Origin of the sequence: Pseudovibrio flavus (assembly GCF_009711345.1) — a bacterium.
Taxonomy (GTDB): Bacteria; Pseudomonadota; Alphaproteobacteria; order Rhizobiales; family Stappiaceae; genus Pseudovibrio; species Pseudovibrio flavus.
The window spans coordinates 157,861-182,484 of record NZ_SMMA01000058.1 but is presented as its reverse complement, the minus strand read 5'-3'; the positions used below and the strand labels follow the sequence as shown (position 1 = coordinate 182,484).

Genomic DNA, 24,624 nt, shown 5'->3' with positions numbered 1-24,624 from the left:
TTTAAGGACCTTTAGACGACAGTAGCATCCGGTAAAAAACGAGGAGGGGTCTGAATCACTACGAAAAGTGGTTCAGAAATGTGTATTGCGTAACCTAGCCGGACCAGTCGACTTCCTAGGATTCTTTGATGGATTCGTTAACCCGCAAGTGCCGAGAGTTTCTCGTAGCTTTTTCGCGCACAAAGCGAGTCTCCTTGTTTGGTTGGCTACGGGTTTTGCTGGGCTTGCCTGCGTGCCAGCCCAGCTCGTCATTGATGGCCAGATTACAGTTCTGGGAGCTGTCACCGCTTCTTGGGCTTTAATGCACGTTGTCGCGCTTGCTTTGCTTACGCGCACCGGTACTCGCAAACAGCCGCTCGTCTTCCTATCTGCCGTCTTTATAGTGTCTACCGTTGGTTTGGCGCTTACGCCTACAATCCAGCTTTCCCAAGTTCTTCTGTTTGTACTGGTCGTCAGTGTCCAGCAGCTTACCATTTATCTGCTGCGCGATGTCCTTGTTGCAAAGGCCTCTGGGGCGCAGGCATCACTTGGCGTGCCTGAATTAAAGCAACGCCGTGAAGCGGTGATCCTTTTCGATGGTAGGGGGCAACCGCTTACGGGTAGTGGCAACTGCGCCAAGATTCTGGGGCTTGATAACTCTATGGGCGGGCTGCACCAGCTTTATGAGCAAATGGGCTTGAGCGAAAAGAGTGCCTTCGAGCGTACCTTTGCTGCAGTACTTAATGACAATGAAGTGAAAGCCCTCCGCATAACTCTGGAACACGGCAAGGAAAAGCGGCAAAGCGCGTTTGATGTGCGGCTGTTTCCCGTTGAGGGCGGTTTGGTTTCAGCAAGCTTCGTATCATGCCAAGGCCATGTCGAGGAGTTGGATACACTCGAAGCAGCCTTGAAAGCCGAGCAGCACCGAAGTGCAGCATTTATGGAAGCGCTTGGACGGGCGAGCCATGAGCTGAAAACTCCACTCAATGCAATAACCGGTTTTGCAGAACTTCTTCAGAATAAGGGCGAGTATCTCATCGACGCTGAGACCGAGCAGGAGTACCTGCGGCTTATGGGCGAAAGCGGCAAGCAGATGACGACACTTCTAAAGCGCTCTCTTGATATTAGCAGTCTGGAAAGCGGTCACTACGCGCTAGAGGTACAGAAATTCGATCTTGGTGCCTGCCTTACTGCGTGCGTTGAGCTCATGCGCCCAACGGCGAATAAGAAGGGCGTTCAGTTGCAGGTGGTAGACTGTGAGGCTCTCGGCGCTATCGAGGCCGATGAAACTGCCTGCCAGCAAATTATCATGGACCTCTTGAGCAATGCTGTGAATTTTTCCGATGAAGGCGGCGAGGTAACACTCTCGGCAAATCGGGATGCGGATAATTTCGCCATACAAATCAACGATGAGGGTGTTGGAATTGACACCCCTGATCTTGCTAGGATTTGTGAACCCTTTTTTCAGGGTGGCAGTGCTAAGCTAAAAAAACAGAAAGGGGCAGGACTCGGTTTGACACTGGCAAAGGGGCTAACCGAGAGACAAGGTGGAAAAATTAGCATTTCCAGCGGGCTGGGTCGTGGAACATCGGTAAAAATCAGCCTACCTCGCCGTTCTCCTGCTTCAACTGTTGACCTTACTTGCGTTTCCAACCATTTAGGCAAGGAAGGTCGCAAAGTCGCGTGAGTGGAGTAAAGAGTATATGGCGCGCCGCAAATCTGCAGGCACCTACGAGGAAACCTATGAAGACGACACCTATGAAGATGTAGGTGAGTTCGTCGCGTATACGCCCGAGCGCGAACGCGGCAAGGTTTCCCGATCTTTCAAAACCACCGTCGCCATTCTTATGCTTTTGACTGCTGGCCTCATCGCTGGCAACGCCGTTCTGTTTCAGGAAGGCGTTCACCCGTCCCCGCTCGTTGCTACACGGCAAATGCCTGAAAAGGTAGACGTGAAGAAAATTGCAGCCAGCATTGCAGACCCTGTTCAGGTGGCTCTTGTTCGTGATGTTCAGCGTGAACTGCGCCGACTGGAGCTTTATGAGGGCTCGATTGATGGGCTGGAGGGCCCAGCAACCCAGCGCGCTGTAAGAGCTTATGAACGCAGCCGCCAGCTTTCTGAGACGGGATTGGTAACGGCCGCACTTCTTGCCAAGCTGACTATGGACAGTAACATCGACTTCTCTCAAGGCGATGATGTTCCGCTGCCGCGTACCGCGCCAAGCTCTAGCGCGACGAATATTCAGGCAACCAAGGTATCTCTTACATCCTCGCAACCGGCTGCACCTGCCAAACCAGCTTCTGACCCTAAGGTTCTTGAGGTACAGAAAGTTTTGGCCAAGCTGGGCTACGGCCCGCTTTCGCTAGATGGCATATCGGGCGGGCAGACAACATCCGCAGTTAAGCGTTTTCAGGCGGATAACGGTATGACTGTTACTGGAGCGATCAGCCCAACTCTTGTTTCCAGACTGGAACAAATGATAGGTCGTCGCATATAACTGCTACGCGCCTTTTAAGAGCCAATCAACAAGACAGGAAAATGCCATGCGCCTAACCTCTGAGTTCTGGGTTTCGGCCTATGTTCGCCGTTGCTTCAATGAGGGGCTTTTTGCGGGCATTCGTAGACAGGGCGCAGAAGAGGCCGGTGCGATTTTCGTCACCGTTGATCGTTTGGATGGCACCTACGACTTTTACGGCCCTGCGCCGCAATCATTCTTTGACGAAGTGAAGCCTGAAGACCGCGAGTTTGAGAAGCTATTCTCGAATGCTTCGCGCGAAGACATTGAAGCGCGGCTTGAAAGAGAAAAGCGGATGGATCCGGACTTCTGGGTGGTTGAAGTGGAAGACCGCGAGGGCCGCAGCTTTCTAAACCTGCCTGCCGAAAAAGAAGACAATCCGGCAGACAAGTTATTTCGTTTTTAAGCCTTAGCTCACCAAGCGGCGGCGTGTCGCTGCAGTGGTGCGAGCTGTGCGGTTAGATGCAAGCTGGCGCGGCATTCCAGTAGAACGAACACCGTTTGCTTCCATGTAAACAGGGGCGTGGCGGGCCGTCGTTGCAGTTTTCTGTTCCACCTTTTCAGCGCTCTGCCAATCTTCGATAATCAACGCAGCAGTCTGATGGCTGAGGGACTTGAAGAAGGTGATACGGGCCTTCAGGCGGTCTACGCCAAGCGCTTCTCCGTGAAAGCGGATAAGCAGCCAGCTATAATAGTCAAAGCTCATACCAAGCGAACGCAACAGAACCGCAAGAGCGTAGCCGTTCCTGTCGTCGATAATCTTGTTGCAAGCTTCAGCATCAAGGTTGGAGTGCTTGGTTAGCGCAGCGATTAACGGCTCGCGGCCATTTTTAAGCGCTTGCTGCACGATCTGCTTCTGTTCAACCAACGAGATGGAAGAGGTTGGGATGGAACCGTGTGGGCTGAATATGAGCTTTTGAAGCGACTGGGCGTCAGCGCTTACGATCAACGCAGCGCGGCCCACAGCATCAGCATTTAAGAAGGCATCAAGGGCGCTTGGTGCTTGCGCAGGCTTCTCGGCTTCAGTTGCTTCAACTTCACTAAGGAACTCTTCGAGGTCTTCAAGCTTGGAGGTCATCGAGGTTTCCTTTGCTAGGTGGTCGTTAATCGGTCCGTGCTGCTCTTCAAAAGCAGCAATGGTTTGCGGTCCGGAAAATTGCGCCAGCGCCGCTATGGTCTTCTGGCTGAGAGAAGCACGTTTTGCGACAGCGACGCGGCGATACTCAGGTCCGTTTTCCAGCACAGCGCATAGATACGCGTCGCTCAGTCCCTGCGCTTTGCAAAGTATGGTCAGCGCAATGATCTGCTCGTTGTCTCTACCCAAAAGCTCCGTCAATTCGGTAGGGCAGAATGGGCAGTCAACCAGCAGAGCGGCAATACGCTGGCGAGCTTCAACGCGGGTGTGAGGCAAGTATGCTTTTGCAAGCTCCAAGTACATCTGAACCGCAATCTGGTCAGCTTCCTTACGTGCAACAAAGTCCTCAGTCGCACTGAGAAGGAGGTTGGAGCGGCGGTGACTTTCACTGTCTTGCCGGCGGCCTCTAACTAAATGGGTGTACTCTAACTCGTCCATAAACTTGACCACAAAACTAACGGGAAACAAAACTTCAATACAACTTGCAGATAAAAATATACGTAATTCATTTACAGGGCATTAACCTCGTTTCACGTTAATTGAGCAAAACAGGGCGGGCGAAAGACGACACGAGTTCCACAAGTTTGTGTTGGAGTTAGCCAAGATGGGCACAGTCTACGAGTTTTCGAGAGCACAGCTGCGTTACCGCGGCAAACGAGAGCGTCGATCATATGATCAGACAGCAGGTTCTGCGGAGCTGATTGTCTTTCCCGGCATCCGAAGGGAGCGGTGGGGGCTTGAAATCCGCACGAGAATCGCAAGGATCCGTAATTTGGCGGAGGTAGGGCAAAGCTCTCAGCAAGAGCATTCTGGCGAATAATTCGCAGCCTCCCTATGGGGAGAGCGTGCGTAATGACAGGCCGATTGCACTTGGGAAGAGCAGCTCCGCGCCGCGCTGGTTTGCAATTGCTTGCTGCATGCGCCGTTGCTTTGTCTGCTTCTTCTTGCATGCGACCGGAAGGTGATTTCGGACGCGCTGAACCTGATTTCTTTCACGACAGAGTTCTGCCCGATGCTGGAATAATCAAGCGAACGGCAAACAAGCAAAACTCGTCGAATTTCGATTTTACCGATGCTGAAAAAGAACTTCGCGATGCTTCTTGGGCGTTGATTCTGCCGCCTTCTACAAATGACTGGATCGGCCTTTCGCTAACTGAGCTGCGCCGCACGGGACTGCTTCCCAAGTCCATCGATCACATTTCGCCGCGCTCATACTATGCCATGCTGAAGGGGGATAACTACCGCTCCAGCGAAACGCGCTACGAACGGGTGCTGGCAGATATCACCGCTGACACTTACAGCACTGCAAGGTTTTGTCCGTTCGTTCAGCGCGTGCGGGAAGATGATGCAGAGCGACTTCGCGTCTTGCGCTCCCGCGAGTTGGTGGAAGAACAGCAGTGGAAGGGCACCGTTGCGCGCACCAAAGAAAACGAGAAGCTGCTTGAGTGGGTACGAGACAGTGTTCAACTGCGCATCGCCGCATACCGCTATGCCATTGATGCTATGCAGCTTGAAACGCCATCCAGAAACAAACTATGGGACGTAAACAACGGTTTGAAAAAACTGGAAGAACACGCCCAAGGGCTCACGCACGGGTGTGTTGATGGAAAGGCCTACGCGGGCAAACAGGCAAACCCACCATCACGCATTCTGACAGGTTGGGGCTTGGAAAAAAGCGCGCCCGTTAAATAGTAACGGCTATTTCCCATCCATATTCCAGCAAGTCCAATTGGCTTGAAAGCGGAAAAGACGATGGTGACCTAAATCGCCGTACCATCGTAGCTGGTGCAGATGGCTGCCTCCAACGCTCCAGAGAGCTGCGGAAGATATGCCTCGGACGGAAGGAACGCGCGAACGAGCGCATAGCCCTGATCCTTGTCAGTTTCGATGATAATCATCTCTTCCAGATCAATTGGCGGATTTTCACGCAAGATCGATAGCTGCTCCTTAGAGAGGATAAGCATCGTCAAGGCGCGATCATCAGATGTACGGTCATTCAGGCTGTAAACCGTCTGCCCTTCATCGTTAAACAGCGCGATGGACCAGAACGGAGAGGGGATAGATACCGAGATCTTTACCGGACCATCATCCATGGAATAGCGGCAAATCGCATAGCGCATGGAAGGGTCAAGATCGGGCAGGGGCTCTGTACGCGGCAAAACGGGAGGCAGAACGTGGAACTGCCTGTCCGGCCCGAACCCTGCTACCTTCTCGTGAGTGCTGTAGGGAACCTGAGAGGGAACGCTAAGCACGATCACCACATGGATGATGCCCGCGCCGATGAGACCGGCAAGCCCCCAAAGGAACCAGCGAGGGCCAGGCAAATGGCCATACTTTTTCCAAAAGCGCTTCATCGGCATGCCCCTTTCTTGATAGAGGGCATAACAGGCTCTGAAATGCCTGCGCCGGTTGTTAGCGGCGTATCATAAAGGCGCAATGCAAGCACTAGTCCGCCAGTCAGTGCAGTTGGTAGCCAGTTGCCAGAGCGTGCTTCTGGCGATGCTGTAATTTTGAAGCTGCCATCCATGTTGCGAAGCAGATTGTGGCTGTTAAGGCTTGCTCTACCCGCATCTGTCGCTAGCAGCTTTAAGCGGCGGTCAAGCGCTGTCAGCGTCCACAGGCGTGTGGCTGGCGTTTTGCCGGAGATGGTGTAGTCACAGCGGGCGTCAAGCAGTTGCCCGCGATCATCAACCACGGCGTAAAAGGCTATGCCCTCGCCACTGCCAAGCGGAATGCGACCTGTGCGGGCATAAATAGCGGCGCTGTATGGGTCGGCTGTCGGTGTTCCTGCAAGAGGATGGGCAATCCAAACACCTGCTTGCATCGCGTCGAAAGGCGATGAACGGTTGAGGGATAAGTAGGCAGACCCAACACCCACAATAAGAGCGATGGCAAGCGCGAATACAAACGGACCGAACGAGAAATACGGCGCTTTATACAGCAAGCTGGAAATACGCGGCCATGGCTTTTGCCAGCTCGTTTCAGGGTCATAAATCTGGTCTGGGCCGGTCTCTTCAAGAGCGCTTACCGGCATCTTGGGAATATACGTCATTGCCTGTAAAAAGTACTTTTGTCAGAACCGCTTGATAGATTTGCCTGAATATCGAGAGAACCAACTTGCTGCTCCGGTAGGCGGCGCAGACGACGCTCCAGATCTTCAAGTACAAACTGGCTGTCCTTGTTCAGCATGTCAGGAACTTTATTAGCCTCATCCTCGTTGGATGCAACCAGTGGAGCGCCAGCGAGTAGGTCATCGGAGTCTACGCCCGGCATTGGCTTGAGTTCGATGTTCTGGTGCGCATAGGCCATCACCTCACCCCATGTCATAGCGGGCAGGCTGCCCCCTGTAAGACGGTTGGTGGAGGTGAAATCATCATTGCCGTACCAAACTGCTGCCGCCATGTTGCCCGTGTAACCAACAAACCAGCCGTCTCTATACGCCTGTGTGGTTCCGGTTTTCCCCGCTGCGGTGATGCCTTCAAGCTGCGCGCGCCGGCCCGTTCCGCGCTCCACAACGTTCACAAGCACCTCGTTCATCATGGCAACGTTCTCGGCAGGCAGTACCCGGAGCGGCGGGCGAGCATCACGCTCGTGGCTGTAAATCAGTTTGCCGTCGGAGTTGCGCATCTCTTCAACTGCATACGGCTCTACCTTGTAGCCGCCGGTCGCAAAAGAGGCGTAGGAAGCAGCCATATCCAGAACTGTTACCTCTGAAACGCCCAGAGGCATTGCCCTTGTGATTTTTAATTCACTCTGGATGCCCATGGCATAAGCTGATGCTGCAATTTTGTCTCGGCCCAAAGCCTGAGCAAGACGAACAGGAATGGTATTGATGGATTTAGTCAGCGCAGTCTTCAGCGTTACAGCGCCTGCATAGCCGCGGGTATAGTTACGCGGACTCCAGCCGCCGATATTGATCGGTCTATCGGGAACGACACTGGATGGCTCGTACCCGTTCATGAACGCAGTGATGTAAACAAACGGCTTGAAGGATGAGCCCGGCTGGCGCAGCGCGTTCGTCGCTCTGTTGAACTGGCTCTCGTCATAATCACGTCCGCCGACCATTGCGCGAACGGCCCCTTCCGTGGTCATAAGCGAAACAGCAGCTTCGCCCACACGGTAACGCTTGCCGTACTGGCGCAAAATGCTCTCGGTAGATTTCTTGGCCTGCTTTTGCATACCCGGATCAAGGGTAGTGCGAACCGTTACAACGCGGTCTTCACCAAGCTCGGGGAACTGGGCTGCAAGGTTTTTTACGTCTTCAAACGCCCAGTCCAGATAATGGTCTGGCGCATCGCTAACAGTGCGGTCGATGGCAACGGCGGGGTTACGGCGAGCAGCAATAACCTGACCTTCTGTCATAAAGCCGGCCTGCACCATATTGGTTAGCACCTCATTGGCGCGGGCGCGGGCGTTCGGCAGGTTTGCATGCGGCGCGTATTTGGACGGCGCTTTATAAAGACCGGCCAACATTGCAGCTTCTGCAAGGTTGATCTGGCGTACGTCTTTGCCAAAGTAAAACTCGGCGGCTGCTGCAACACCAAAGGTGCCAGCGCCCATGTAAGCGCGGTCCAGATAAAGCTTCAGGATTTCCTGCTTGGTCAGGTTCTGCTCAAGCCACAGCGCCAGATAAGCTTCATTTATTTTACGAACCAACGTGCGCTCGTTGGTCAGGAACAGGTTCTTGGCTAGCTGCTGGGTGATAGAAGAGCCGCCCTGAACAACGGTCTTTGCCTTGATGTTCTCCACCATCGCGCGGGCTGTACCAATCACATCAATGCCGAAGTGATCAAAGAAGCGGCGGTCTTCGGTCGCCAGCGTCGCTTTAATCATGTGATCGGGAATTTCTTCCAGCGGGATTTTGTCGTTCAGCAGAATGCCGCGTTTGCCAATTTCATTGCCAAACCGGTCAAGGAACGTTACGGAGAAATCTGATGTCGTGCGCCAGTCGGAAGCCTGTGTCAGCTTGAAAGCTGGTTGGGCAAAAGCAAGCACGGCGATAAAACCAACGGTGCCCCAAGTCGCGGCTTCTGAAAGCACTTCTACAGCGCCATAGGCAAAGCCGGTTACCTTGAAACGGCGCATAAAGCCGGAGTAGGTGCGGGCAACGCTGGCTACGCCATGTTTAAACCGCCAAAGTGTGGTATCCAGCCACGCATCAACAGCCAGCATACGGCGCGAGAATGTATGCAGGAAAGCATCGCTACCAGCTTTTTTCACGTCCTCGGGATTTTGCGTTTTTCCCGTGACTTTCTGCGAATTGTTGGTATCAGACTTTTCTTCCAAGAGAACGATCCGTCTCTGCTTGAGCCTACACAATACTAAGGGGCCATCAGGTATGACGGCGAAACACAACTATAAAGAAGCCACGTGATTTTCCCTAGGGGAAAGTGTGGCGGAAAGCAAATTTAATGGTATCCCCGATGTCTGACAGTGCCGAACCTTTCTGGCGAACAAAATCCCTAGAATCTATGAGCACACAGGAATGGGAATCTCTGTGTGACGGTTGCGGGCGCTGCTGCCTGAACAAACTCGAGGATTGGGATACCGGCGAGATCTACTGGACGAACGTTGCCTGCACGTTGCTCGACCCTAACACATGTCAGTGCAAAAAGTATGAAGGCCGATTTGAGATTGTGCCGGACTGCGTGCAGCTTTCCCCTGAAACTGTTCGCACGCTGACATGGCTTCCACCAACCTGCGCCTACCGCCTCGTAAAAGAAGGTAAGGACCTCTACTGGTGGCACCCGCTGGTGAGTGGTGATCCGCAGAGCGTTCACGATGCAGGCATTTCCGTTGAAGGCAAAACCGTCTCCGAAGATGGTATGGAGCCAGAGGACTATGAGGACCATCTCGTGATGTGGCCGATGATTGATCCGCAGCAGGAAGAAGAAATCGAGCGCGATTAAGAACCGGCCTTCTGTAAGTTATGAAATTTGTGACGAGGCGCAGTCTGGAAAATCAGGCTGCGCCTTTTGCGTGCTTAATTGGATGGGTTAAAATGCCCCTTCGAAATCAATTTGTAATTTATAGGAATATGTTCTTGACATCCTCAGGTTGTTTTGGTAGGGTTTTGCCATGATAGAGAAAGTGTGACTGCAGCGATTTGCTGTATGAGGTCTTCTCGTTTGTTGAATTTTCAAGCTGCCCACGGTGTCGTGTTGGCGGCTTTTTTGTTGTCCGCTTGGGGGTGTTGATGTCCACTTCAGATCCTTCTCTCGCAATGGAAAATGGAAAGCCTGAGTCTCCCAAAGCGTTGAAGCCGGATGAACGGCTGTGGCGGGCGATGCGCGAGCAATACGAGATTGCGGGTAAGTCGGCGCGGGCTATCTCCATTGAGTTCGGTGTGGTTCGCTCCACGCTTCAGAGGCGGATAAAAAAGGAAGGCTGGATCGCGCCGGAAGAGGGCGGCGGTGCCAGTCCCCTGCGACTTCAAAGAAAGCAAAAAGGTGAGGCGCTCGTTGGGCGCCTTTATCGTTCTGTGGAGGTGCAGCTGGAAGCTCTCGAAGCGCGGCTCAATCAACTCCGCCAAGAAGGTGAGGGAACGACCGCTGATGCAGGCAATCTTGCCCGAACCGTTGCCACGCTGGCTAAGACGCTGGAGTTGCTGTTGGGGCTGAACCAGATGGAGCCGGAGGGAGATGCCTACAATGCAGAAGAAGAAAGACGTTTGCGCCAAGACCTTGCGCACCGCCTTGCGGCGCTGTGTGGAGCGCAGCCAAGCGGTGGATCTGCTTGAGGGGTTATCACTCAGGCACTTGAGATTTTTGCAATATGAATGGTTGCTGTTTGCTCATGATCATCAGTTGCCGCCAGAAGGTGATTGGCTGACTTGGCTCATTATGGGTGGGCGAGGTAGCGGCAAGACAAGGGCGGGTGCAGAGTGGGTTCGCGGTCTTGCCTCTTGTTCGTCATGGGCAGGCAATGAGCGCAGCTGCCAGATCGCCCTAATCGGTCAAACCTATGCTGATGTAAGAGAGGTGATGATCGAGGGGCCATCCGGTCTACTTGCAATTCACCGCAAGGATGAGCGGCCCGTTTGGAGCACTTCACGCCGCCGGTTGGAGTGGTCAAACGGAGCTGTCGCCAGAGCGTTTTCATCGGAAGATCCAGAGGCCCTTCGCGGGCCTCAATTTCATTGGGCGTGGTGTGATGAGGTGGGCAAGTGGAGCAACGCCGATGACACCTATGCCATGCTCCAGTTTGGCCTGCGTTTGGGCGCCCAGCCCAGACAACTTTTTACGACCACACCAAGACAGGTGCCGCTTCTTAAAACATTGCTCGCTGATAAAGGAACCCGTGTCACCAGAGCCTCAACGAAAGACAATGCCGCTCACCTTGCGCCCGGTTTTCTGGATGTCATCTGGAAGCAGTACGGCGGCACGCGGCTAGGGCGACAGGAGATCGACGGGCACCTTTTGGAAGATCGTGAAGATGGATTGTTTCTTCGGAAATGGTTTGACGAAAAGCGCGTTCGGCAAGCGCCGGAACTTGCGCGCATTATCATCGCCATTGATCCGCCGGTCACGTCCAAGAGGAGCTCCGATGCATGTGGCATCGTTGCGGTTGGTGTTTGTGAGGGTGGTGATGCCTATGTCTTGGCAGACCGCTCCATTCAAGGCGCGCGCCCTCAGGCGTGGGGCCAGCGAGCTGTAAAACTCTATCATGAGTTGTGTGCAAACGAGATTGTTGCAGAGGTCAATCAGGGCGGGGAAATGGTGCGCGAGATCATCGCGCAGGTCGATCCGTCTGTTCCGGTGAAGAGTGTCTTCGCCAGCCGCAGCAAGCAAAAGCGAGCGGAGCCTGTTGCGCTTTTATACGAGCAGGGGCGGGTAGCTCATGTGGGAGCCCTGAACGAGTTGGAGGATGAGATGGTCTCTTTCTGTGTCTCGGATCGCATGTCAGGCAAGCGCTCACCAGACCGGATGGATGCCCTTGTCTGGGCCGTCAGTGAGCTGTTGCTAGCAAAAACAGCGCGGCCCCAAATGCATGTGCTCTAGTGCCTCAACTGCATGTTGCCGGTTCGCAAAGCCAGTGGAAGGCGCTGGGCGGAATTTTGTGACAACTCTACGGGTTAAGCCATAAATCGACTGATTTTCAGCGCAAATTTTCGCGCTACGTAAACCTACTTGAATCGATACTTTAAGAAGCATCAAAAAGGTTTTTATATCATGGTCTTGAAAAGGTTTCTTAATAAGCTAATTGCGCCGGTTGAAGAAGTTAAAGCATCACGTGTGCAAGCTTGTGTCTCTCTGCAGTATAAGGACCGTCCGGTTTGGTCGCCGCGAGACTATGGTGCTTTAGCAAAACATGGCTTCATGAGCAATCCAGTTGCTTATCGCTGTGTACGGATGATTGCAGAAAACGCCGCCAGTGTGTCGCTTGATTTTCGCGAGGGAGAAACCGAGCTTACTTCGCATCCCTTTCTTGATGTGTTGCAAAGGCCCCATCCTTCAGGGACCGCATCCAGCATGTTGGAGGCGATATACGCCTACCTCCTCATCTCCGGCAACGCCTATATCGAAGGGGTAGTGCTGGATGGTGCCTTAAGGGAAATGTATGTGCTCAGGCCGGACCGTATCAAGGTGGTTACGGGAGCTGGTGGATGGGTGCGAGCCTATGACTATCAGGCTGGTGGTGGCACGGTCAGGTTGTGTCGGGGCGAGCAAGATGCCATCGACCCTGTACTTCATCTGAAGGCGTTTCATCCCCTTGATGACTACTACGGCATGGCACCACTGGAAGCTGCTATGGCGGCACTCGATACCCATAACAGCGCAGCGGATTGGAATAAGGCACTGCTGGATAATGCTGCCTGCCCATCAGGGGCACTGATCTATGGAGCGTCAGACGCTCTCAATATGACCGATGGGCAGTTTCAGCGTTTGAAGGAAGAGTTGAGCGATAGCTATCAGGGCGCTCGCAATGCCGGTCGGCCTCTTTTGCTGGAGGGCGGGCTTGAATGGAAGCCCATGAGCATGACCCCTAAAGACATGGACTTCATCGCTGCGAAAAACCAGTCGGCTAGGGAGATCGCGCTCGCTCTTGGCGTGCCGCCTATGCTGCTTGGTATCCCAGGAGACAACACCTATTCGACCTATCAGGAGGCTAATCGCGCCTTCTGGCGGCAAACGATTTTGCCACTGGTCAATCGTGTGCTTGAGGGGCTTTCTGGCTGGGTATCTCCACTCTATGAAAAGCCCGTTTCTCTCACTGTCGATATGGATAGTATCGAGGCCCTTTCAGTGGAGCGAAAGGCGCTATGGGACAGGGTCTCCAATGCTGACTTTTTGAGCGACGAAGAAAAGCGAGAGGCCGTCGGATACGATGCGGCGCGGCCTGCATGATGGACCTTGTCGAGCTTATCTCACGGCGGGGAGACCTTGCTCACTTGGTTCTGTTTTTGTGGGCGGCAAGTTCCACTGCTCTGCTCATCTGGACGATGCGGGCACTCCTTGGCGCAACGCTCAAGTTTGATGAATTCATCCGCGAGATCCAGAGGCTGAACCTGTCACTCGGTAGCGACGAGTGGCCGTAACCGCTCAATTGATTCAGTTGAAATAGTTCCAAATAAATCAACAGAGGAATGATCATTGTCTGCACGGATATCCCGAAATGCGGGAACGCTTTGGCGCGCCCTCAAAACCCCAAGCGCGAGTGGAAACTCGCTCTCGCGTTCGCAAGTGGCGCTGGCTTCAAGAACAGGTGCTAGCCTCTCTAAGCTGAAAGACGCCTCCAAGCGGCAGGCAGCGGGTGCAACTTCAAACCTGCAAAAGAGGGAGAGTGCCCATGGTGCCAGCTGATGCGCAGCCATTGCTGATTGAAGGATACGCCAGCCGCTTTGATGAAGTGGATGATGGTGGTGATAGGCTTCAACGCGGCGCCTTCCTGCGCTCGCTTATGAGTAAGCCGGTAAAGGACATCAAGATGCTCTGGCAGCACGATCCGGCCAAACCTATCGGGCGGTGGTTGGAGGTGGCGGAAGATGCCACGGGCCTGTTTGTGAAGGGGGTGTTGCTGCCGTCACTTTTGCAGGGGCAGGAGGCGTGTGTACTCGTGCGTTCCGGTATCCTTGATGGGCTTTCTATCGGTTTTAAAACGCGCCGTTCAAAAAGGTCTCAGCGCTCCGGCGTGCGCGAAGTGCAGGCGGTCGATCTTTGGGAAATATCGCTCGTCACCTTCCCGCTTCTCACGAGTGCGCGCCTCAACACAGTGCCCGAGTAAGTGCCCTTAGCGCTTCGCAATGTTTTCTCTCAGCCACCTTCGGGTGGCTTTTTTATTATGGTGAAAGAGGAATATAATCCTATGAATGTGAAAAATGCTCCGCAGCTAGAAACGAAGGATCTGGCAAGAAAGGCAGCGCCAGCATCCGCTCCCTCTCATGCCTCTGCTGTTGGTGGTGGCGACGATGCACCTAAGGCGCTTGATCAGCTGCTCAACCTTTTTGAAGAGTACCGGCAGGTCAACGATGAGCGTCTTGAAGCGATTGAGCGCAAGGCGCAAGGCGATGTGTTGGTGGATGAAAAACTCGCCCGCATGGATGCTGCCATCGAGCAGTACACCCGCCGCATGGACGAGATGTCCCTAAAGCACGCACGGCCCAGCCTTGGTGGTAAGTCACCCGATATCGCCTCGCTAGAGGCCAAGCAGCACACCAGCGCATTCCGCTCCTATATGCGCAGTGGCGATGAGGGGGCTCTACTCTCCATCGAGCAGAAGGGCTACTCCGCATCCGTTCCGCGCGACGGTGGCTACATGGTGCCGGAGCAGGTGGAAGCGCAAATCCTCTCCCGCCTTGAGGCGGTCTCCCCAATGCGCTCCATCTGCTCCACTTTGCAAGTTGCAGGCAATGCCTTTCGAAAGCTGACATCGGAAACTGGACCGGTAACAGGCTGGGTAGGCGAAGGGGCAGCGCGACCTGAAACGGCAAGCTCTGCGTTAGCTGACCTGTCGTTCCAGACCATGGAACTCTATGCAATGCCTGCTGCAAGCCAGACGCTTCTCGATGATGCTGCCATCAACGTGGATGAGTGGATCGCCGCTGAAGTGGAAGGCGCATTTGCAGAGCAGGAGACAGACGCCTTTATTGCAGGGGACGGCCTTACCATGCCTAAGGGGCTGCTGAGCTACACCACGGTTGATGATGCTACGTGGAGCTGGGGTAACATCGGTACCATCAATACCGGAGCAAACGGTGCCTTTGCCAGCGCTAACCCCGGTGATGCTCTCATCGATCTGATCTACGCCGTCAAAGCTCGGTACCGCCAGAACGGCACGTTCATGATGAACCGCAACACGCAGGCGGCCCTTCGCAAGCTTAAAGACGGGCAGGGCAACTACCTGTGGCAGCCGCCTGTTGTGGCAGGCGGTAATGCAAGCCTGCTGGGTTATCCGATTGTGGAAGTGGAAACCATGCCGGACTTTGCTGCTAGCAGTACGCCAATCGCCTTTGGCGACTTCAAGCGTGGCTACCTGATCGTTGACCGTCTCGGCGTTCGTGTCCTGCGTGATCCTTACTCCAGCAAGCCGAATGTCCTGTTCTACACCACCAAGCGTGTTGGCGGCGGCGTGCAGGACTTTGACGCGATCAAGCTGCTTAAAGCCGCTGTCTAGGCATTAACGCCTCTCCCCATCCTGATCTGATCCAACCTTCAATGAGGGCCGCAATGTCTACGCTCCTGCTTACCCCTCCGGCTACAGAGCCGGTAACGCTTGCTGACGTCCATATGCATCTTCGCCTTTCACACACCCATGAAGATGGCCTGCTCACCACGTTGATTAAGGCAGCGCGTCAACAGGTGGAGCAAAAAACAGGGCGTGCCCTCATTGCTCAGAAGTGGAGACTGTACCTTGATAAACTTCCTCAAGACCGTTGCATCCGCCTTCCCCATGCACCGCTGGCCAGCCTTGTCGAACTTAGCCTCTACGATCCGTCGGGCATGCAGCATGTCATCGGGGCCGGACAAATCCTCACAGACCCCGCATCCAACCCGCCCCGCGTTAAACTTCAAGGACCTGTTCCATTCGCTCTTCGGGAAATGATGGGCGTGGAGGTGGACTATATCGCCGGATATGGTTCGCTTCCTGAAGAAGTGCCGGAGAGCCTGCGCACCGCAGTGCTTATGCTGGTCGCATTCTGGTACGAGCGACGAAGCCATGTGGAGGACGGTTTGCTTACGGGCCTCATACCTCATGGCTTCGACGCCGCGCTTTCTCCCTACAAGGTCCTGCGCCTATGAGCGGTCGGTTATCCCTAAAGGTACCGTTCTTTCTAAAGCGCCGGAATGTCATCAACGCAAGCGGTGGTGAACAGCAGATCGCTTGGGTGGATGAGGGGCTTGTGTGGGCGCATGTCTCGGAAGGGCGGCTGGCCCGCACCGTTGAGAGCGAGAGGGAGGCGCAAGACGCCACCCATCGCGTGATCATTCGCCGGTTGGAGAGCGTTGAAGCTGGCTGGCGGTTGGAGAGTGATGGCTTCAACCTCACCATTTTGGCAGTCAGCCAGCTTCCCGCTGACCCTCGTTTCACCAAGCTGCTTTGCAAGGAGGAAAACCCGTGACCATTCTTGATGTGAAGCGGGCGGTTATAGACCTGCTGAAAGCGGGGGCCGGATGGCCTGCAAGTATTGGCTCGCCGCCCCGCCTTTATGACGGTGCTCCGGCCAGCGTGGCTCTGCCCTACGGCTCGGTATTGGCAATGGAGGCAAAGCCGCTGGACGGTGATGCCACACCAACGATGGCGGTCCGCTTTGAGCTCTCTTTCTTCTCCAGAGCGCCAAGCCGCGATGAGGCCGAAACACTCGCCGGCACTGCAAGGGAACTGCTTCAAGACGCGGTTCTGCCAATGCAGGCAGGCAATGCCTTTGTACTTTTTGAAGGGGCATCAAGTGATCTGCTTAAGGACCGGAAAACCTTCCGCACCCGCCTTCGTTTCAAAGCCGTCGGCCCCTGATCCTTTGCCAGTTCCAATCACACTCATTTGGAGGACATCATCATGCCTGCTCAAGCGGGAAAAGACCTCTTGCTCAAACTGGATCGAAACGATCTGGGCACCTTTGAAAGCGTTGCGGGCCTGCGTAGCAAAAAGATCGCGCTCAATGCCCGCAGTGTGGATGTAACAACAACCGATAGTGCTGGCGGTTGGCGTGAAATTCTGGAAGGAGCGGGTGTTCGCTCAGCCAGTATTAGTGGCAGCGGTATCTTTAAAGACAGCAATGCCGATGCGCTGGTTCGTGAAGTCTTCTTTGCGGGTCTGAATAGACCATGGCAGATCATCATTCCGTCATTCGGCACAGTATCGGGTCTCTTCCACCTTGCCGCCTTGGAGTATGCCGGTGAGTTTGCCGGAGAGCTGACCTACGAACTGGCACTGGAGTCGGCAGGTCCTGTCACCTTCACGCCGCAGGTGGTGTGATGGCAAATCGGTATCGCGGAGAAATTGAAGCTGAGCTGGACGGTAAATCCTACACGCTGGTGCTCAACCTTGGCGCTCTTGCTGAGCTGGAGGATGCTTTCGCCTGCAAAAACTTGAGCGAACTTGCAGGTGTGTTCTCTGCTGGCTCGCTAAGTGCAAAGGATATGCAGATCATCTTGGCTGCTGGGCTGAGAGGGGCAGGGCACGAGGTCTCGAATAACGAGGTAGCCCGAATGCACTGTAAGGACGGCGTATTGGGTCTATCCAGAATTGTCGCTCGACTTCTGAGTGAAACGTTCGGCGTCGTTGGTGAAGCCGAAAGCTCCAACCACCCGTAGGCGGCGGGACGCCCGAGAGTGACCCTTTCCCATGGTCAGAGCTAATGCAGCTCTTTTTGGGAAAATTGGGTTGGCGGCCCCGCGACTTCTGGGGTGCAACGCCGAAAGAGCTGGCGAGCATAATTGGCAGCAATCAAAGCCAGCCGCCACTCACTGGTGAAGCTCTCCAAAACCTCATGAAGCAATACCCAGACAAGCAGGAGTGCTCCCGTGCCTGATTTTGAAAACGATAGTCCCATCGAGGCAGAAAAAGCCCGTGAGTTGGAAAACACGATGCGCTCCATCGAGGCGCTCTCCAAATCCTTTAGCAAGCAGCTAACAAGTTCGCTCTCACAAGCCGTAACGAACGGTCGCCAACTGAAAGACATATTCTCGGAGGTTGCCTTGTCGCTGTCCAAGACGGCGCTAACGGCGGCCTTGCAGCCTGTGCAACAAGGCATTGCCGATGTCATGAGCGGCGCAATCTCGGGCTTGCTTGGAGGTATCGGAGGGGGAGCTGCTGAAAGTGTTCAGCCTTTTGCCAAAGGCGGCGTTGTAAGCCGACCCACTTACTTTCCCATGTCGGGCGGAGGTCTTGGTCTGATGGGAGAAGCGGGCGCGGAAGCAATACTGCCCCTGCAACGGGGAAGCGACGGCCGGCTAGGCGTTGCCACAAGCCAAGGCGCACACACACCATCGGTGAACATTACAGTTGTTGCGCAGGATCTTGGGAGTTTCGAGCGTTCGCAAACGCAAATCGCGAATATGGTTGCCCGCGCCGCCGGACGGGGACAGCGCGGGCTATGACGCCGGCTTGAAGAGGAGGGACTCAAGAACCGACGTATTCCGTAGGGCTAATATTGGCTTAGCCCAACCCATGTAGGTACAACTGCCTACACAGGCGCGAATTCCTCTACACTATTATTTTTTATGGGTTTTTCGTCCTTGAGGCATGTCAAAGAAAGCAAGTGGCATGAGCACCTTTGTAGAAAAGCGTTTCCCCGTTTCCATCGGCTTTGGAGCAAGTGGCGGACCTGTCCGGCGCACTCGTATTTTTACTTTTGCGAACGGGCGAGAGGTCCGTTCAAGTTCGTGGGCAGCTTCCCGTAGACGTTATGATGCAGGAACCGGCATTCGCTCGCTAAAGGACTTGCAGCAGGTGCTGGCGTTTTTCGAAAAGACGCAGGGGCCACTTAAGGGTTTCAGGTTCAGAGACCCGTTTGACCATTCCACCGCTGGAGCAAGTGGCATCATAAGCGCAACAGACGTAGTGATCGCCTCTGGTGATGGCAGTACCTCAAGCTTTCAGCTGGTAAAACGCTATGGAACTCACCCTGATGAGAGCGTACGAACCATACGAAAACCGGTAGGAGCTTCCGTAAAACTAGCGATCAATAACTCACAGAAAACTGTGGGTACGGATTACACGTTGAACGCAGAGACAGGCGAGGTCCAATTTCTCTCCGCTCCACCTGCGGCTGGTACGGTTATTTCCGCCGGTTTTGAGTTCGATACCCCTGTGCGTTTTGAGAGTGATCAGCTGGAAGCGAGCCTCACTCACTTTGAGGCAGGGCAGTTGCCCTCCATCCCGCTTATCGAGATCAGCAGCACCTAACATTTCATCATCTTTCCGAGTTGAGGAGCCTTTCATGCGGTCCCTTCCATCCCCTTTGGCTGAGCATCTTGAGCAAGAAGCGCAGACAGTCGCTTATGGCTGGGTGTTTACCCGTTCAGACGGCGTGACCTTTGCGTTCTCCGATCATGATTGCCCCGTGACTTTTGCTGGCCAGACTTTCGAGCCCGCGCTGGGCGCTCTGCCAAGTGCAGCGCAAATGGGGCCAGATATGGCGATAGGCTCTCAGGAAGTAGCAGGAGTGATCTCCTCCCTTGCACTGGCAGAGAAAGACCTTGCCGCCGGTCTTTGGGATGACGCGCAAGTCGAGGTCTACCTGTTCAATTGGCAATCTGCTGAAAGCCAGCATGTTCTCATCAGGCGGGCTGTGGTTGGTGAAGTCGTAAGGCAAGGTGAAACGTTTCGCGCTGAACTGCGCGGCCTTAGCCAGCAGATGGACGATATCAAAGGCCGTGTTTTTTCCCACCAATGCAGCGCTCTGTTGGGGGATGGGCAATGCACTGTGGATCTGAGCGCTGTTCCAAACCGCTATGTAGGGCAGGTTTTTGAGAAACAAAGCAACGCAGTTGAAGTGGTGGTTTCCAATGCGCAGGAAGCGCCTGCCAATTGGTTCGCATCAGGTCTGCTTGAGATCATTGACGGGGAAGGTGCAGGAGCGAAACTGCAGATCGCCTCTAGCCGCCTTGCGGGTGGCAAACATCTTATAAGCCTCTGGCTGCCTTCTCCGTTTGAGTTGCAGCAAGGGCAGTCCGCTGCGTTGATCGCAGGCTGCGACAAGTCTTGGGGCACGTGTGCAAGCAAGTTCTCAAACACGGTGAACTTTCGCGGGTTCCCTCACATGCCCGGCAATGATTTTGCGCTCTTTGGACCCGATAGCATCTCCGGCCAAAACAATGGCAGCAAGGTGGTGGGCTGAGCATGACAACAATCGCGACCACTGCCACCCTAGACACCATGTCTGCGCAAACAGTCTTGAAGGTAACCCGACCATGGCTCGGCACGCCTTATCGTCATCGAGCCTCTTTGAAAGGGGTGGGCTGTGACTGTCTTGGCCTGCTTCGCGGTGTATGGCGCGGCCTCCATGGGGATGAGCCGGAACCGTTGCCCGCATACTCGCCCCATTGGGCGGAGGTGGGATGCACTGAAACATTGCTTGATGCAGCAAGAGCTTATCTGGTGCCTTCAGCACCAGCAGCTCAACCGGACGCAGGAGATGTCATAGTCTTTCGCTGGCATCCCAAAGGGCTATGCAAGCACCTTGGCATCATGAGCGGCCCTGATCGTTTTATTCATGCGTATGACCGGATTGGCGTGGTTGAAACTGCCCTTGTTACGGGTTGGCGCCGCCGCATTGCCGCTGTCTTTCGTTTTCCCAAAACACCGGAGCTAAAACCATGGCAACGCTGATCCTTTCAAATGTCGGCTCCGCTGTTGGCGGTGCTCTTGGTGGTCCGGTTGGCGCTATGCTAGGCCGCGCTGTCGGCGCGATGGGTGGATCATTTATCGATCAGTCCTTGTTTGGTAAGAGCCAGAACCTTTCCCAAGGCAGGTTGGGTGATGCGCACCTACAGACCTCGGCAGAAGGACGAGGCATTCCGCGCGTGTATGGCCGTACTCGCATTTCCGGCGAGATCATCTGGGCAACACGCTTTGAGGAAGAGATCACCAAAGAAAAACAAGGCGGTAAATCAGCTGCCCCTTCTTCAACCATTGAAAACCATCGCTACTACGCCAATATGGCTCTTGCTCTATGTGAGGGGCCTATTAGCGGCATTGGCAGAATATGGGCTGATGGTAAGGAGCTGGATCAGGAAAAGGTTGGGGTGCGTTTCTACAAAGGAGACTATGCCCAATTGCCGGACCCTCTTATTGAAGCAGTGCAGGGAAGTGCGCCCGCCTATCGCGGCACCGCCTATCTAGTCTTTGAGCGCTTTCCGGTTGGTGCCTATGGAAACCGCATTCCCCAGTTCTCCGTTGAAGTCATCCGAAGCATTGAGCCGCTGGAAAAGATGATCCGTGCAGTCACCATCATTCCCGGCGCGGGTGAGTTTGCATATGCATCAGAAGAAGTGCTGGCAACGAACCAACGCGGCACCACCACGATCAACCGGCACCAGTTCGCAGCGGGCTCTGATTGGTCCCGCTCATTGGATGAACTGCAAGCACTCTGTCCCAATCTGGAGAGCGTCGCGCTGGTTGTGAGCTGGTTCGGTGATGACCTTCGGTGCGGGCATTGTACCATCAAGCCCAAGGTTGTTGCTGCCAGCAAGCAAACGATACCCCTTGAGTGGTCTGTGGCGGGTATCAATCGCTCCCAAGCCGAAGTGGTCAGCTACATTGAAGGTAAGGCCGCTTATGGCGGAACCCCCAGCGATATAAGCGTGCAGCAAGCGATAGCTGACCTTAAATCGCGTGGCCTGAAGGTGATGCTTTATCCATTCCTGCTCATGGATATAGCTCCCAATAACGGTTTACCTGACCCTTACGGAGGAACCGAGCAATCTGCATTTCCGTGGCGGGGAGAGATAACGTCCGCGTTGCATCGCAGCCAAGCTGGTTCAAGTAATGGTACCGCAGCCGCTGGAAGCGAGGTGGGTAGCTTTGTTGGCAACGGGGCAAGGTGGGATTATCGCCGCCTCATCCTGCACTATGCCCAGCTTGCAAAGGATGTTGGCGGAGTTGACGCGTTTCTCATCGGTACCGAGCTTGTTGGCTTAACCACCATTCAGGATGATACAGGCAACTTTCCTTTTGTTTCTGCCCTTTGTCAGATCGCTCAGGATGTGAAGGCTATTTTGCCAACCTGTCAGCTATCCTACGCCGCAGACTGGACAGAGTACGCGGGCTTTAAACCAGCAGATGGCGAGCTTCGCTTTCCGCTCGATCCTCTTTGGGCAGAGGATGCAATCGACTTTGTTGGTATCGACAACTACCTGCCGCTTTCTGATAGTCGCCCGGATGATGATCCAGCAACGCTCTACGATGTTACAGAGCTTCAAAAGGGCATTGCAGGCGGTGAATATTTCGACTGGTATTATGCAAGCCATTCGGATCGTCAAAACAAGACAAGAGCGCCCATAACCGATGGGGCCTATGGCAAACCTTGGGTCTTTAGGCAAAAGGATCTGGTGAGCTGGTGGCAAAACCAGCACTACGAACGACGCGGTGGTGTTGAGGATACGCTTGCAACCGCTTGGGTGCCTCAGTCCAAACCAATCTGGTTTACCGAACTTGGCTTTCCAGCAGTGAGCCATGCAGGTAACCAGCCTAACACCTTTTATGATCCTAAGTCCTCTCAGAGCCGTTTTCCGTGGTTCTCCAACGGCCAGCGTGATGATCTCATTCAGCGAAGGTCACTAGAGGCAACTTTGAGCCACTGGGGTGAGGCCCATAGCGAAGGCGATGCGGGGCCTAATCCTGTCTCGCCTCTCTATGGCGGCCCGATGATCGCAAGTTCCAACATCTTCGTTTGGACTTGGGATGCACGGCCGTTTCCTGCTTTCCCCAGTGCAACTGAAGTTTGGGGTGATGCTGAAAACTGGCAGTTCGGTCATTGGCTACAGGGGCGTCTGGGTTCGTGCAGCGTTAAAGGACTCATCGGTCAACTCGCTACTGACTTTGATATTCCGTTAGACCGGCTGAAACTCGGGGAAGTGACCGGTCACGTCGACGGGTTTGTCATCGCCCGTCCGTCGTCCTTTAGAGAGGCGGTGGAAAGTATCGCCCCTGTTTATGGTCTGCTTGTTGCTGATCAAGGCGAACACATCCGATTTTTGTCGCCCGCCATTACCGCAAACACACCCATAGCCATGAGCATCGGACTGGGGCAGGTGGTGGAGGACAAAAACTCTGAAGGGCCGGTGAGGTTACTTCGTCAGGAGGATGGAGCTTTGCCGTGTGAGCTGCGCCTGGATGCTTTTGATCCACTTGCGGACTTTGCACCCTATTCTATCTCATCACGCAACACCCAAACACAAAGCGGGCGAACAGCAACCTTGAGCCCAAGCCTGTGTCTTTCAAAAAATACAGCGAGTACCTTACTAGGCGCTCGTCTCCAGCAGCTTTGGCAGGCGCGCGAACGTGCGTTTTTCTCACTGGCGGGAACGAACGCGACGCTTCAGGTCGGTGATGTTGTGCACCTGCAAGAGGACGTGATGCCCAATGGTGCAGCTGGCGGTGATTTCCGCATTGTCGAGATGGAAAGCGGCGATGTTCTTTCTATTGAGGCTGAACGTCTGGATGCTCTGGCTATCACGCAGATGATCCAAACCGCCTCTCAAACCAGCCGCTCGACGGCCCAACAAACACAGCGGGTTGGGCCGCCGGAAGTTGTTATTGCCAATCTTCCAGCCTTTCGCGAATCTATTGCGCAAAGCGGAGCGCCGGTCATTGCCGTTGCCAGTCAGCCTTGGGCCGGGCGGGTTGATGTTTTCATGGTTGGGGCCAGTCAGAGCCTGACCCTCGTGGCATCCTGCGACAAACCGGCGCTTATGGGGACGCTGAAGGCAGACCTACCTTCAGGGCCAGTGTGGCGGTGGGATGAAGGAACTCATTTTGACGTCGAGATCGCCCAAGGCAGCTTGGAAAGCCTCTCGAAGGAAGAAGTTTTAGCTGGCGGTAATCTGTGTGCTGTGGGAACAGATGAGAACGGCTACGAAGTGCTTCAGTTTAGAAATGCGGAGCTAATCGGAGAGAGTACCTATCGCCTCTCTGGCCTTTTGCGCGGGCAGCTTGGCACAGAGGGACACGCTTCGACTGCTCATCAAGCGGGCAGTCGCTTTTTGATGCTGAACGACGCGCTCGTCGATTTGCCTCTCCCATTGGATGCTCTCGACTTACCGGTCACTCTAAAAGCGGTTCCTTCAGGCTTTGGAGTAGATAGTCTGCAAGCGGTGAGTAGAACCCACACCCTTAATGCGTTAGCGCTGAAACCTATTGCTCCTGTCCATATTAAAGCCGTCCGTCTTTCAAACGACGATATCCACTTTGTTTGGAAACGCAGAACAAGGTTCGGCGGAGATAGCTGGGCCTTGGCAGATGTTCCGCTGCATGAAACGGAAGAACAGTACCGCCTAAAATTGGGTTTAGGAGCGCAGCCGGTTCGCGTATTTGAACCTAGAGAAACAGGTGCGCTCTACACGCGGCAACAACAATTAGATGATTTTGGAGCCTTGGCACACGCATTTGATGTGCATCTTTGTCAGCTTTCGCCAGTTTTGGGGGAAGGAATTATTTATCACCACACCATAAACATCCTATAACCAACTATTGGAGCGCACTTGTGAAAGTGGTGTTCATTTGTGGTTCAGGCAATTTGCGATACAAGCCAGAGTATGACGAAAAAACGATTTCTATCAGGATGTGTGGCCGTGCTTTTGGCGCTTGGGCTGGTTACAGCCGATGTTGCCGTCGCATCGGCCAGCTGCTTGTCTCCGCAGCAAACCCGCCAAGCTGTTAACAGCGGTCAGGCCCGTCCATTGGGGTCGTTGAATGTCGGTGGCGGCCAAATTGTTTCTGCTCAGCTGTGTCAAAGAGGGCGCGGGCTTGTATACGTTCTCAAGGTTCTTAAGAACGGCAAGGTGCAGAACGTAACCGTAGACGCGAAGTCCGGTCGGGCGACGAGATAAAGTT

At 54.4% G+C, this 24,624-nt stretch carries 26 protein-coding genes and 1 pseudogene; 23 read left to right on the top strand and 4 right to left on the bottom strand.

Annotated elements, in window-relative coordinates; all coding sequences use genetic code 11:
- The first annotated feature begins 232 nt into the window (after positions 1-232).
- The 3 genes from E1162_RS19680 to E1162_RS07450 are packed head-to-tail and all read left to right on the top strand — an operon-like array spanning position 233 to position 2,901.
- Entirely contained in the window at positions 233-1,666 is a 1,434-nt protein-coding gene (locus tag E1162_RS19680; protein WP_155128852.1) for a sensor histidine kinase, read from the top strand.
- Positions 1,667-1,682: 16 nt separating this feature from the next.
- Positions 1,683-2,477 carry a peptidoglycan-binding domain-containing protein gene (locus E1162_RS07455; RefSeq protein ID WP_155128850.1) on the top strand — a complete coding sequence of 265 codons (795 nt, stop codon included), beginning with the start codon at positions 1,683-1,685 and terminating at the stop codon, positions 2,475-2,477.
- Positions 2,478-2,523: 46 nt separating this feature from the next.
- A complete protein-coding gene (locus E1162_RS07450) occupies positions 2,524-2,901 on the top strand; it encodes a DUF1491 family protein (RefSeq protein WP_155128848.1) in 378 nt (125 codons plus the stop codon).
- A gap of 3 nt (positions 2,902-2,904) precedes the next feature.
- On the opposite strand, the gene E1162_RS07445 is transcribed toward E1162_RS07450, so the two are convergent.
- Positions 2,905-4,068, bottom strand: a complete 1,164-nt coding sequence (locus E1162_RS07445; protein WP_155128846.1) for a hypothetical protein — start codon at positions 4,066-4,068, stop codon at positions 2,905-2,907.
- 414 nt (positions 4,069-4,482) lie between these two features.
- Here E1162_RS07445 and E1162_RS07440 point away from each other — a divergent pair, with 414 nt between their 5' ends.
- Positions 4,483-5,322, top strand: a complete 840-nt coding sequence (locus E1162_RS07440; protein ID WP_155128844.1) for a hypothetical protein — start codon at positions 4,483-4,485, stop codon at positions 5,320-5,322.
- 68 nt (positions 5,323-5,390) lie between these two features.
- Here E1162_RS07440 and E1162_RS07435 read toward each other — a convergent pair whose 3' ends face one another.
- From E1162_RS07435 to E1162_RS07425, 3 genes are read right to left on the bottom strand one after another with little or no spacing between them, the layout of a single operon-like run.
- Positions 5,391-5,984, bottom strand: a complete 594-nt coding sequence (locus E1162_RS07435) for a DUF1254 domain-containing protein (RefSeq protein WP_155128842.1) — start codon at positions 5,982-5,984, stop codon at positions 5,391-5,393.
- Entirely contained in the window at positions 5,981-6,682 is a 702-nt protein-coding gene (locus tag E1162_RS07430; RefSeq protein ID WP_257098733.1) for a DUF1214 domain-containing protein, read from the bottom strand. The genes E1162_RS07435 and E1162_RS07430 overlap by 4 nt, the downstream gene beginning before the upstream one ends.
- Entirely contained in the window at positions 6,679-8,916 is a 2,238-nt protein-coding gene (locus tag E1162_RS07425; RefSeq protein ID WP_155128840.1) for a transglycosylase domain-containing protein, read from the bottom strand. Before E1162_RS07425 ends, E1162_RS07430 begins: the two co-directional genes overlap by 4 nt.
- A 125-nt stretch (positions 8,917-9,041) precedes the next feature.
- Here E1162_RS07425 and E1162_RS07420 point away from each other — a divergent pair, with 125 nt between their 5' ends.
- From E1162_RS07420 to E1162_RS07330, 19 genes and pseudogenes are all read left to right on the top strand, one after another.
- Positions 9,042-9,539 (top strand): YcgN family cysteine cluster protein, encoded by a 498-nt coding sequence (locus E1162_RS07420; protein WP_155128838.1) that lies wholly within the window; start codon positions 9,042-9,044, stop codon positions 9,537-9,539.
- A 287-nt stretch (positions 9,540-9,826) separates the two neighbouring features.
- The gene (locus tag E1162_RS07415; RefSeq protein ID WP_155128836.1) at positions 9,827-10,369 is read left to right on the top strand and encodes a hypothetical protein; all 543 of its coding nucleotides are present in this window, start codon (positions 9,827-9,829) and stop codon (positions 10,367-10,369) included.
- A complete protein-coding gene (locus E1162_RS07410) occupies positions 10,281-11,630 on the top strand; it encodes a DNA-packaging protein (protein WP_155128834.1) in 1,350 nt (449 codons plus the stop codon). The genes E1162_RS07415 and E1162_RS07410 overlap by 89 nt, the downstream gene beginning before the upstream one ends.
- A 171-nt stretch (positions 11,631-11,801) precedes the next feature.
- Positions 11,802-12,977 (top strand): phage portal protein, encoded by a 1,176-nt coding sequence (locus tag E1162_RS07405; protein WP_155128832.1) that lies wholly within the window; start codon positions 11,802-11,804, stop codon positions 12,975-12,977.
- Positions 12,974-13,168 carry a hypothetical protein gene (locus tag E1162_RS07400; protein ID WP_155128830.1) on the top strand — a complete coding sequence of 65 codons (195 nt, stop codon included), beginning with the start codon at positions 12,974-12,976 and terminating at the stop codon, positions 13,166-13,168. Before E1162_RS07405 ends, E1162_RS07400 begins: the two co-directional genes overlap by 4 nt.
- A 251-nt stretch (positions 13,169-13,419) precedes the next feature.
- Positions 13,420-13,854, top strand: a complete 435-nt coding sequence (locus E1162_RS07395) for an HK97 family phage prohead protease (RefSeq protein WP_155128828.1) — start codon at positions 13,420-13,422, stop codon at positions 13,852-13,854.
- An 81-nt stretch (positions 13,855-13,935) separates the two neighbouring features.
- A complete protein-coding gene (locus E1162_RS07390; RefSeq protein ID WP_155128826.1) occupies positions 13,936-15,243 on the top strand; it encodes a phage major capsid protein in 1,308 nt (435 codons plus the stop codon).
- A gap of 53 nt (positions 15,244-15,296) precedes the next feature.
- The gene (locus tag E1162_RS07385) at positions 15,297-15,869 is read left to right on the top strand and encodes a head-tail connector protein (protein WP_257098730.1); all 573 of its coding nucleotides are present in this window, start codon (positions 15,297-15,299) and stop codon (positions 15,867-15,869) included.
- Positions 15,866-16,189: a phage head closure protein gene (locus E1162_RS07380; RefSeq protein ID WP_155128822.1), complete on the top strand. Its 324-nt coding sequence runs from the start codon at positions 15,866-15,868 to the stop codon at positions 16,187-16,189. The genes E1162_RS07385 and E1162_RS07380 overlap by 4 nt, the downstream gene beginning before the upstream one ends.
- Positions 16,186-16,581, top strand: a complete 396-nt coding sequence (locus E1162_RS07375; RefSeq protein WP_371311846.1) for a DUF3168 domain-containing protein — start codon at positions 16,186-16,188, stop codon at positions 16,579-16,581. Before E1162_RS07380 ends, E1162_RS07375 begins: the two co-directional genes overlap by 4 nt.
- A 42-nt stretch (positions 16,582-16,623) precedes the next feature.
- Entirely contained in the window at positions 16,624-17,043 is a 420-nt protein-coding gene (locus E1162_RS07370; RefSeq protein WP_155128818.1) for a phage major tail protein, TP901-1 family, read from the top strand.
- Positions 17,043-17,381 (top strand): gene transfer agent family protein, encoded by a 339-nt coding sequence (locus tag E1162_RS07365; RefSeq protein ID WP_155128816.1) that lies wholly within the window; start codon positions 17,043-17,045, stop codon positions 17,379-17,381. The genes E1162_RS07370 and E1162_RS07365 overlap by 1 nt, the downstream gene beginning before the upstream one ends.
- 38 nt (positions 17,382-17,419) lie before the next feature.
- Positions 17,420-17,599 (top strand): annotated as a pseudogene (locus E1162_RS19760) (phage tail assembly chaperone); the annotation flags it as partial.
- Positions 17,592-18,167 carry a phage tail tape measure protein gene (locus E1162_RS07355; protein WP_371311845.1) on the top strand — a complete coding sequence of 192 codons (576 nt, stop codon included), beginning with the start codon at positions 17,592-17,594 and terminating at the stop codon, positions 18,165-18,167. The pseudogene E1162_RS19760 and the gene E1162_RS07355, both read left to right, overlap by 8 nt.
- Before the next feature lie 166 nt (positions 18,168-18,333).
- Positions 18,334-18,975, top strand: a complete 642-nt coding sequence (locus tag E1162_RS07350) for a DUF2460 domain-containing protein (protein WP_155128812.1) — start codon at positions 18,334-18,336, stop codon at positions 18,973-18,975.
- A 34-nt stretch (positions 18,976-19,009) separates the two neighbouring features.
- Positions 19,010-19,909, top strand: coding sequence for a phage/gene transfer agent baseplate hub protein (locus tag E1162_RS07345; protein ID WP_155128810.1), 900 nt, complete (start codon positions 19,010-19,012; stop codon positions 19,907-19,909).
- 2 nt (positions 19,910-19,911) lie between these two features.
- The gene (locus E1162_RS07340) at positions 19,912-20,400 is read left to right on the top strand and encodes an NlpC/P60 family protein (RefSeq protein WP_371311844.1); all 489 of its coding nucleotides are present in this window, start codon (positions 19,912-19,914) and stop codon (positions 20,398-20,400) included.
- A complete protein-coding gene (locus E1162_RS07335) occupies positions 20,388-24,254 on the top strand; it encodes a baseplate multidomain protein megatron (protein WP_155128808.1) in 3,867 nt (1,288 codons plus the stop codon). Before E1162_RS07340 ends, E1162_RS07335 begins: the two co-directional genes overlap by 13 nt.
- 72 nt (positions 24,255-24,326) lie before the next feature.
- The gene (locus E1162_RS07330) at positions 24,327-24,620 is read left to right on the top strand and encodes a PepSY domain-containing protein (RefSeq protein WP_257098729.1); all 294 of its coding nucleotides are present in this window, start codon (positions 24,327-24,329) and stop codon (positions 24,618-24,620) included.
- Positions 24,621-24,624 lie beyond the last annotated feature (4 nt).

What these genes read in the sequence shown, in the direction of transcription:
- E1162_RS07455 (WP_155128850.1), top strand. Translation starts at nt 1,683, where the DNA reads ATGGCGCGCCGCAAATCTGCAGGCACCTACGAGGAAACCTATGAAGAC.
- E1162_RS07450 (WP_155128848.1), top strand. Translation starts at nt 2,524, where the DNA reads ATGCGCCTAACCTCTGAGTTCTGGGTTTCGGCCTATGTTCGCCGTTGC.
- E1162_RS07445 (WP_155128846.1), bottom strand. Translation starts at nt 4,068, where the DNA reads ATGGACGAGTTAGAGTACACCCATTTAGTTAGAGGCCGCCGGCAAGAC.
- E1162_RS07440 (WP_155128844.1), top strand. Translation starts at nt 4,483, where the DNA reads ATGACAGGCCGATTGCACTTGGGAAGAGCAGCTCCGCGCCGCGCTGGT.
- E1162_RS07435 (WP_155128842.1), bottom strand. Translation starts at nt 5,984, where the DNA reads ATGAAGCGCTTTTGGAAAAAGTATGGCCATTTGCCTGGCCCTCGCTGG.
- E1162_RS07430 (WP_257098733.1), bottom strand. Translation starts at nt 6,682, where the DNA reads ATGACGTATATTCCCAAGATGCCGGTAAGCGCTCTTGAAGAGACCGGC.
- E1162_RS07420 (WP_155128838.1), top strand. Translation starts at nt 9,042, where the DNA reads ATGGTATCCCCGATGTCTGACAGTGCCGAACCTTTCTGGCGAACAAAA.
- E1162_RS07415 (WP_155128836.1), top strand. Translation starts at nt 9,827, where the DNA reads ATGTCCACTTCAGATCCTTCTCTCGCAATGGAAAATGGAAAGCCTGAG.
- E1162_RS07410 (WP_155128834.1), top strand. Translation starts at nt 10,281, where the DNA reads ATGCAGAAGAAGAAAGACGTTTGCGCCAAGACCTTGCGCACCGCCTTG.
- E1162_RS07405 (WP_155128832.1), top strand. Translation starts at nt 11,802, where the DNA reads ATGGTCTTGAAAAGGTTTCTTAATAAGCTAATTGCGCCGGTTGAAGAA.
- E1162_RS07400 (WP_155128830.1), top strand. Translation starts at nt 12,974, where the DNA reads ATGATGGACCTTGTCGAGCTTATCTCACGGCGGGGAGACCTTGCTCAC.
- E1162_RS07395 (WP_155128828.1), top strand. Translation starts at nt 13,420, where the DNA reads ATGGTGCCAGCTGATGCGCAGCCATTGCTGATTGAAGGATACGCCAGC.
- E1162_RS07390 (WP_155128826.1), top strand. Translation starts at nt 13,936, where the DNA reads ATGAATGTGAAAAATGCTCCGCAGCTAGAAACGAAGGATCTGGCAAGA.
- E1162_RS07385 (WP_257098730.1), top strand. Translation starts at nt 15,297, where the DNA reads ATGTCTACGCTCCTGCTTACCCCTCCGGCTACAGAGCCGGTAACGCTT.
- E1162_RS07380 (WP_155128822.1), top strand. Translation starts at nt 15,866, where the DNA reads ATGAGCGGTCGGTTATCCCTAAAGGTACCGTTCTTTCTAAAGCGCCGG.
- E1162_RS07370 (WP_155128818.1), top strand. Translation starts at nt 16,624, where the DNA reads ATGCCTGCTCAAGCGGGAAAAGACCTCTTGCTCAAACTGGATCGAAAC.
- E1162_RS07365 (WP_155128816.1), top strand. Translation starts at nt 17,043, where the DNA reads ATGGCAAATCGGTATCGCGGAGAAATTGAAGCTGAGCTGGACGGTAAA.
- E1162_RS07350 (WP_155128812.1), top strand. Translation starts at nt 18,334, where the DNA reads ATGAGCACCTTTGTAGAAAAGCGTTTCCCCGTTTCCATCGGCTTTGGA.
- E1162_RS07345 (WP_155128810.1), top strand. Translation starts at nt 19,010, where the DNA reads ATGCGGTCCCTTCCATCCCCTTTGGCTGAGCATCTTGAGCAAGAAGCG.
- E1162_RS07340 (WP_371311844.1), top strand. Translation starts at nt 19,912, where the DNA reads ATGACAACAATCGCGACCACTGCCACCCTAGACACCATGTCTGCGCAA.
- E1162_RS07335 (WP_155128808.1), top strand. Translation starts at nt 20,388, where the DNA reads ATGGCAACGCTGATCCTTTCAAATGTCGGCTCCGCTGTTGGCGGTGCT.
- E1162_RS07330 (WP_257098729.1), top strand. Translation starts at nt 24,327, where the DNA reads ATGACGAAAAAACGATTTCTATCAGGATGTGTGGCCGTGCTTTTGGCG.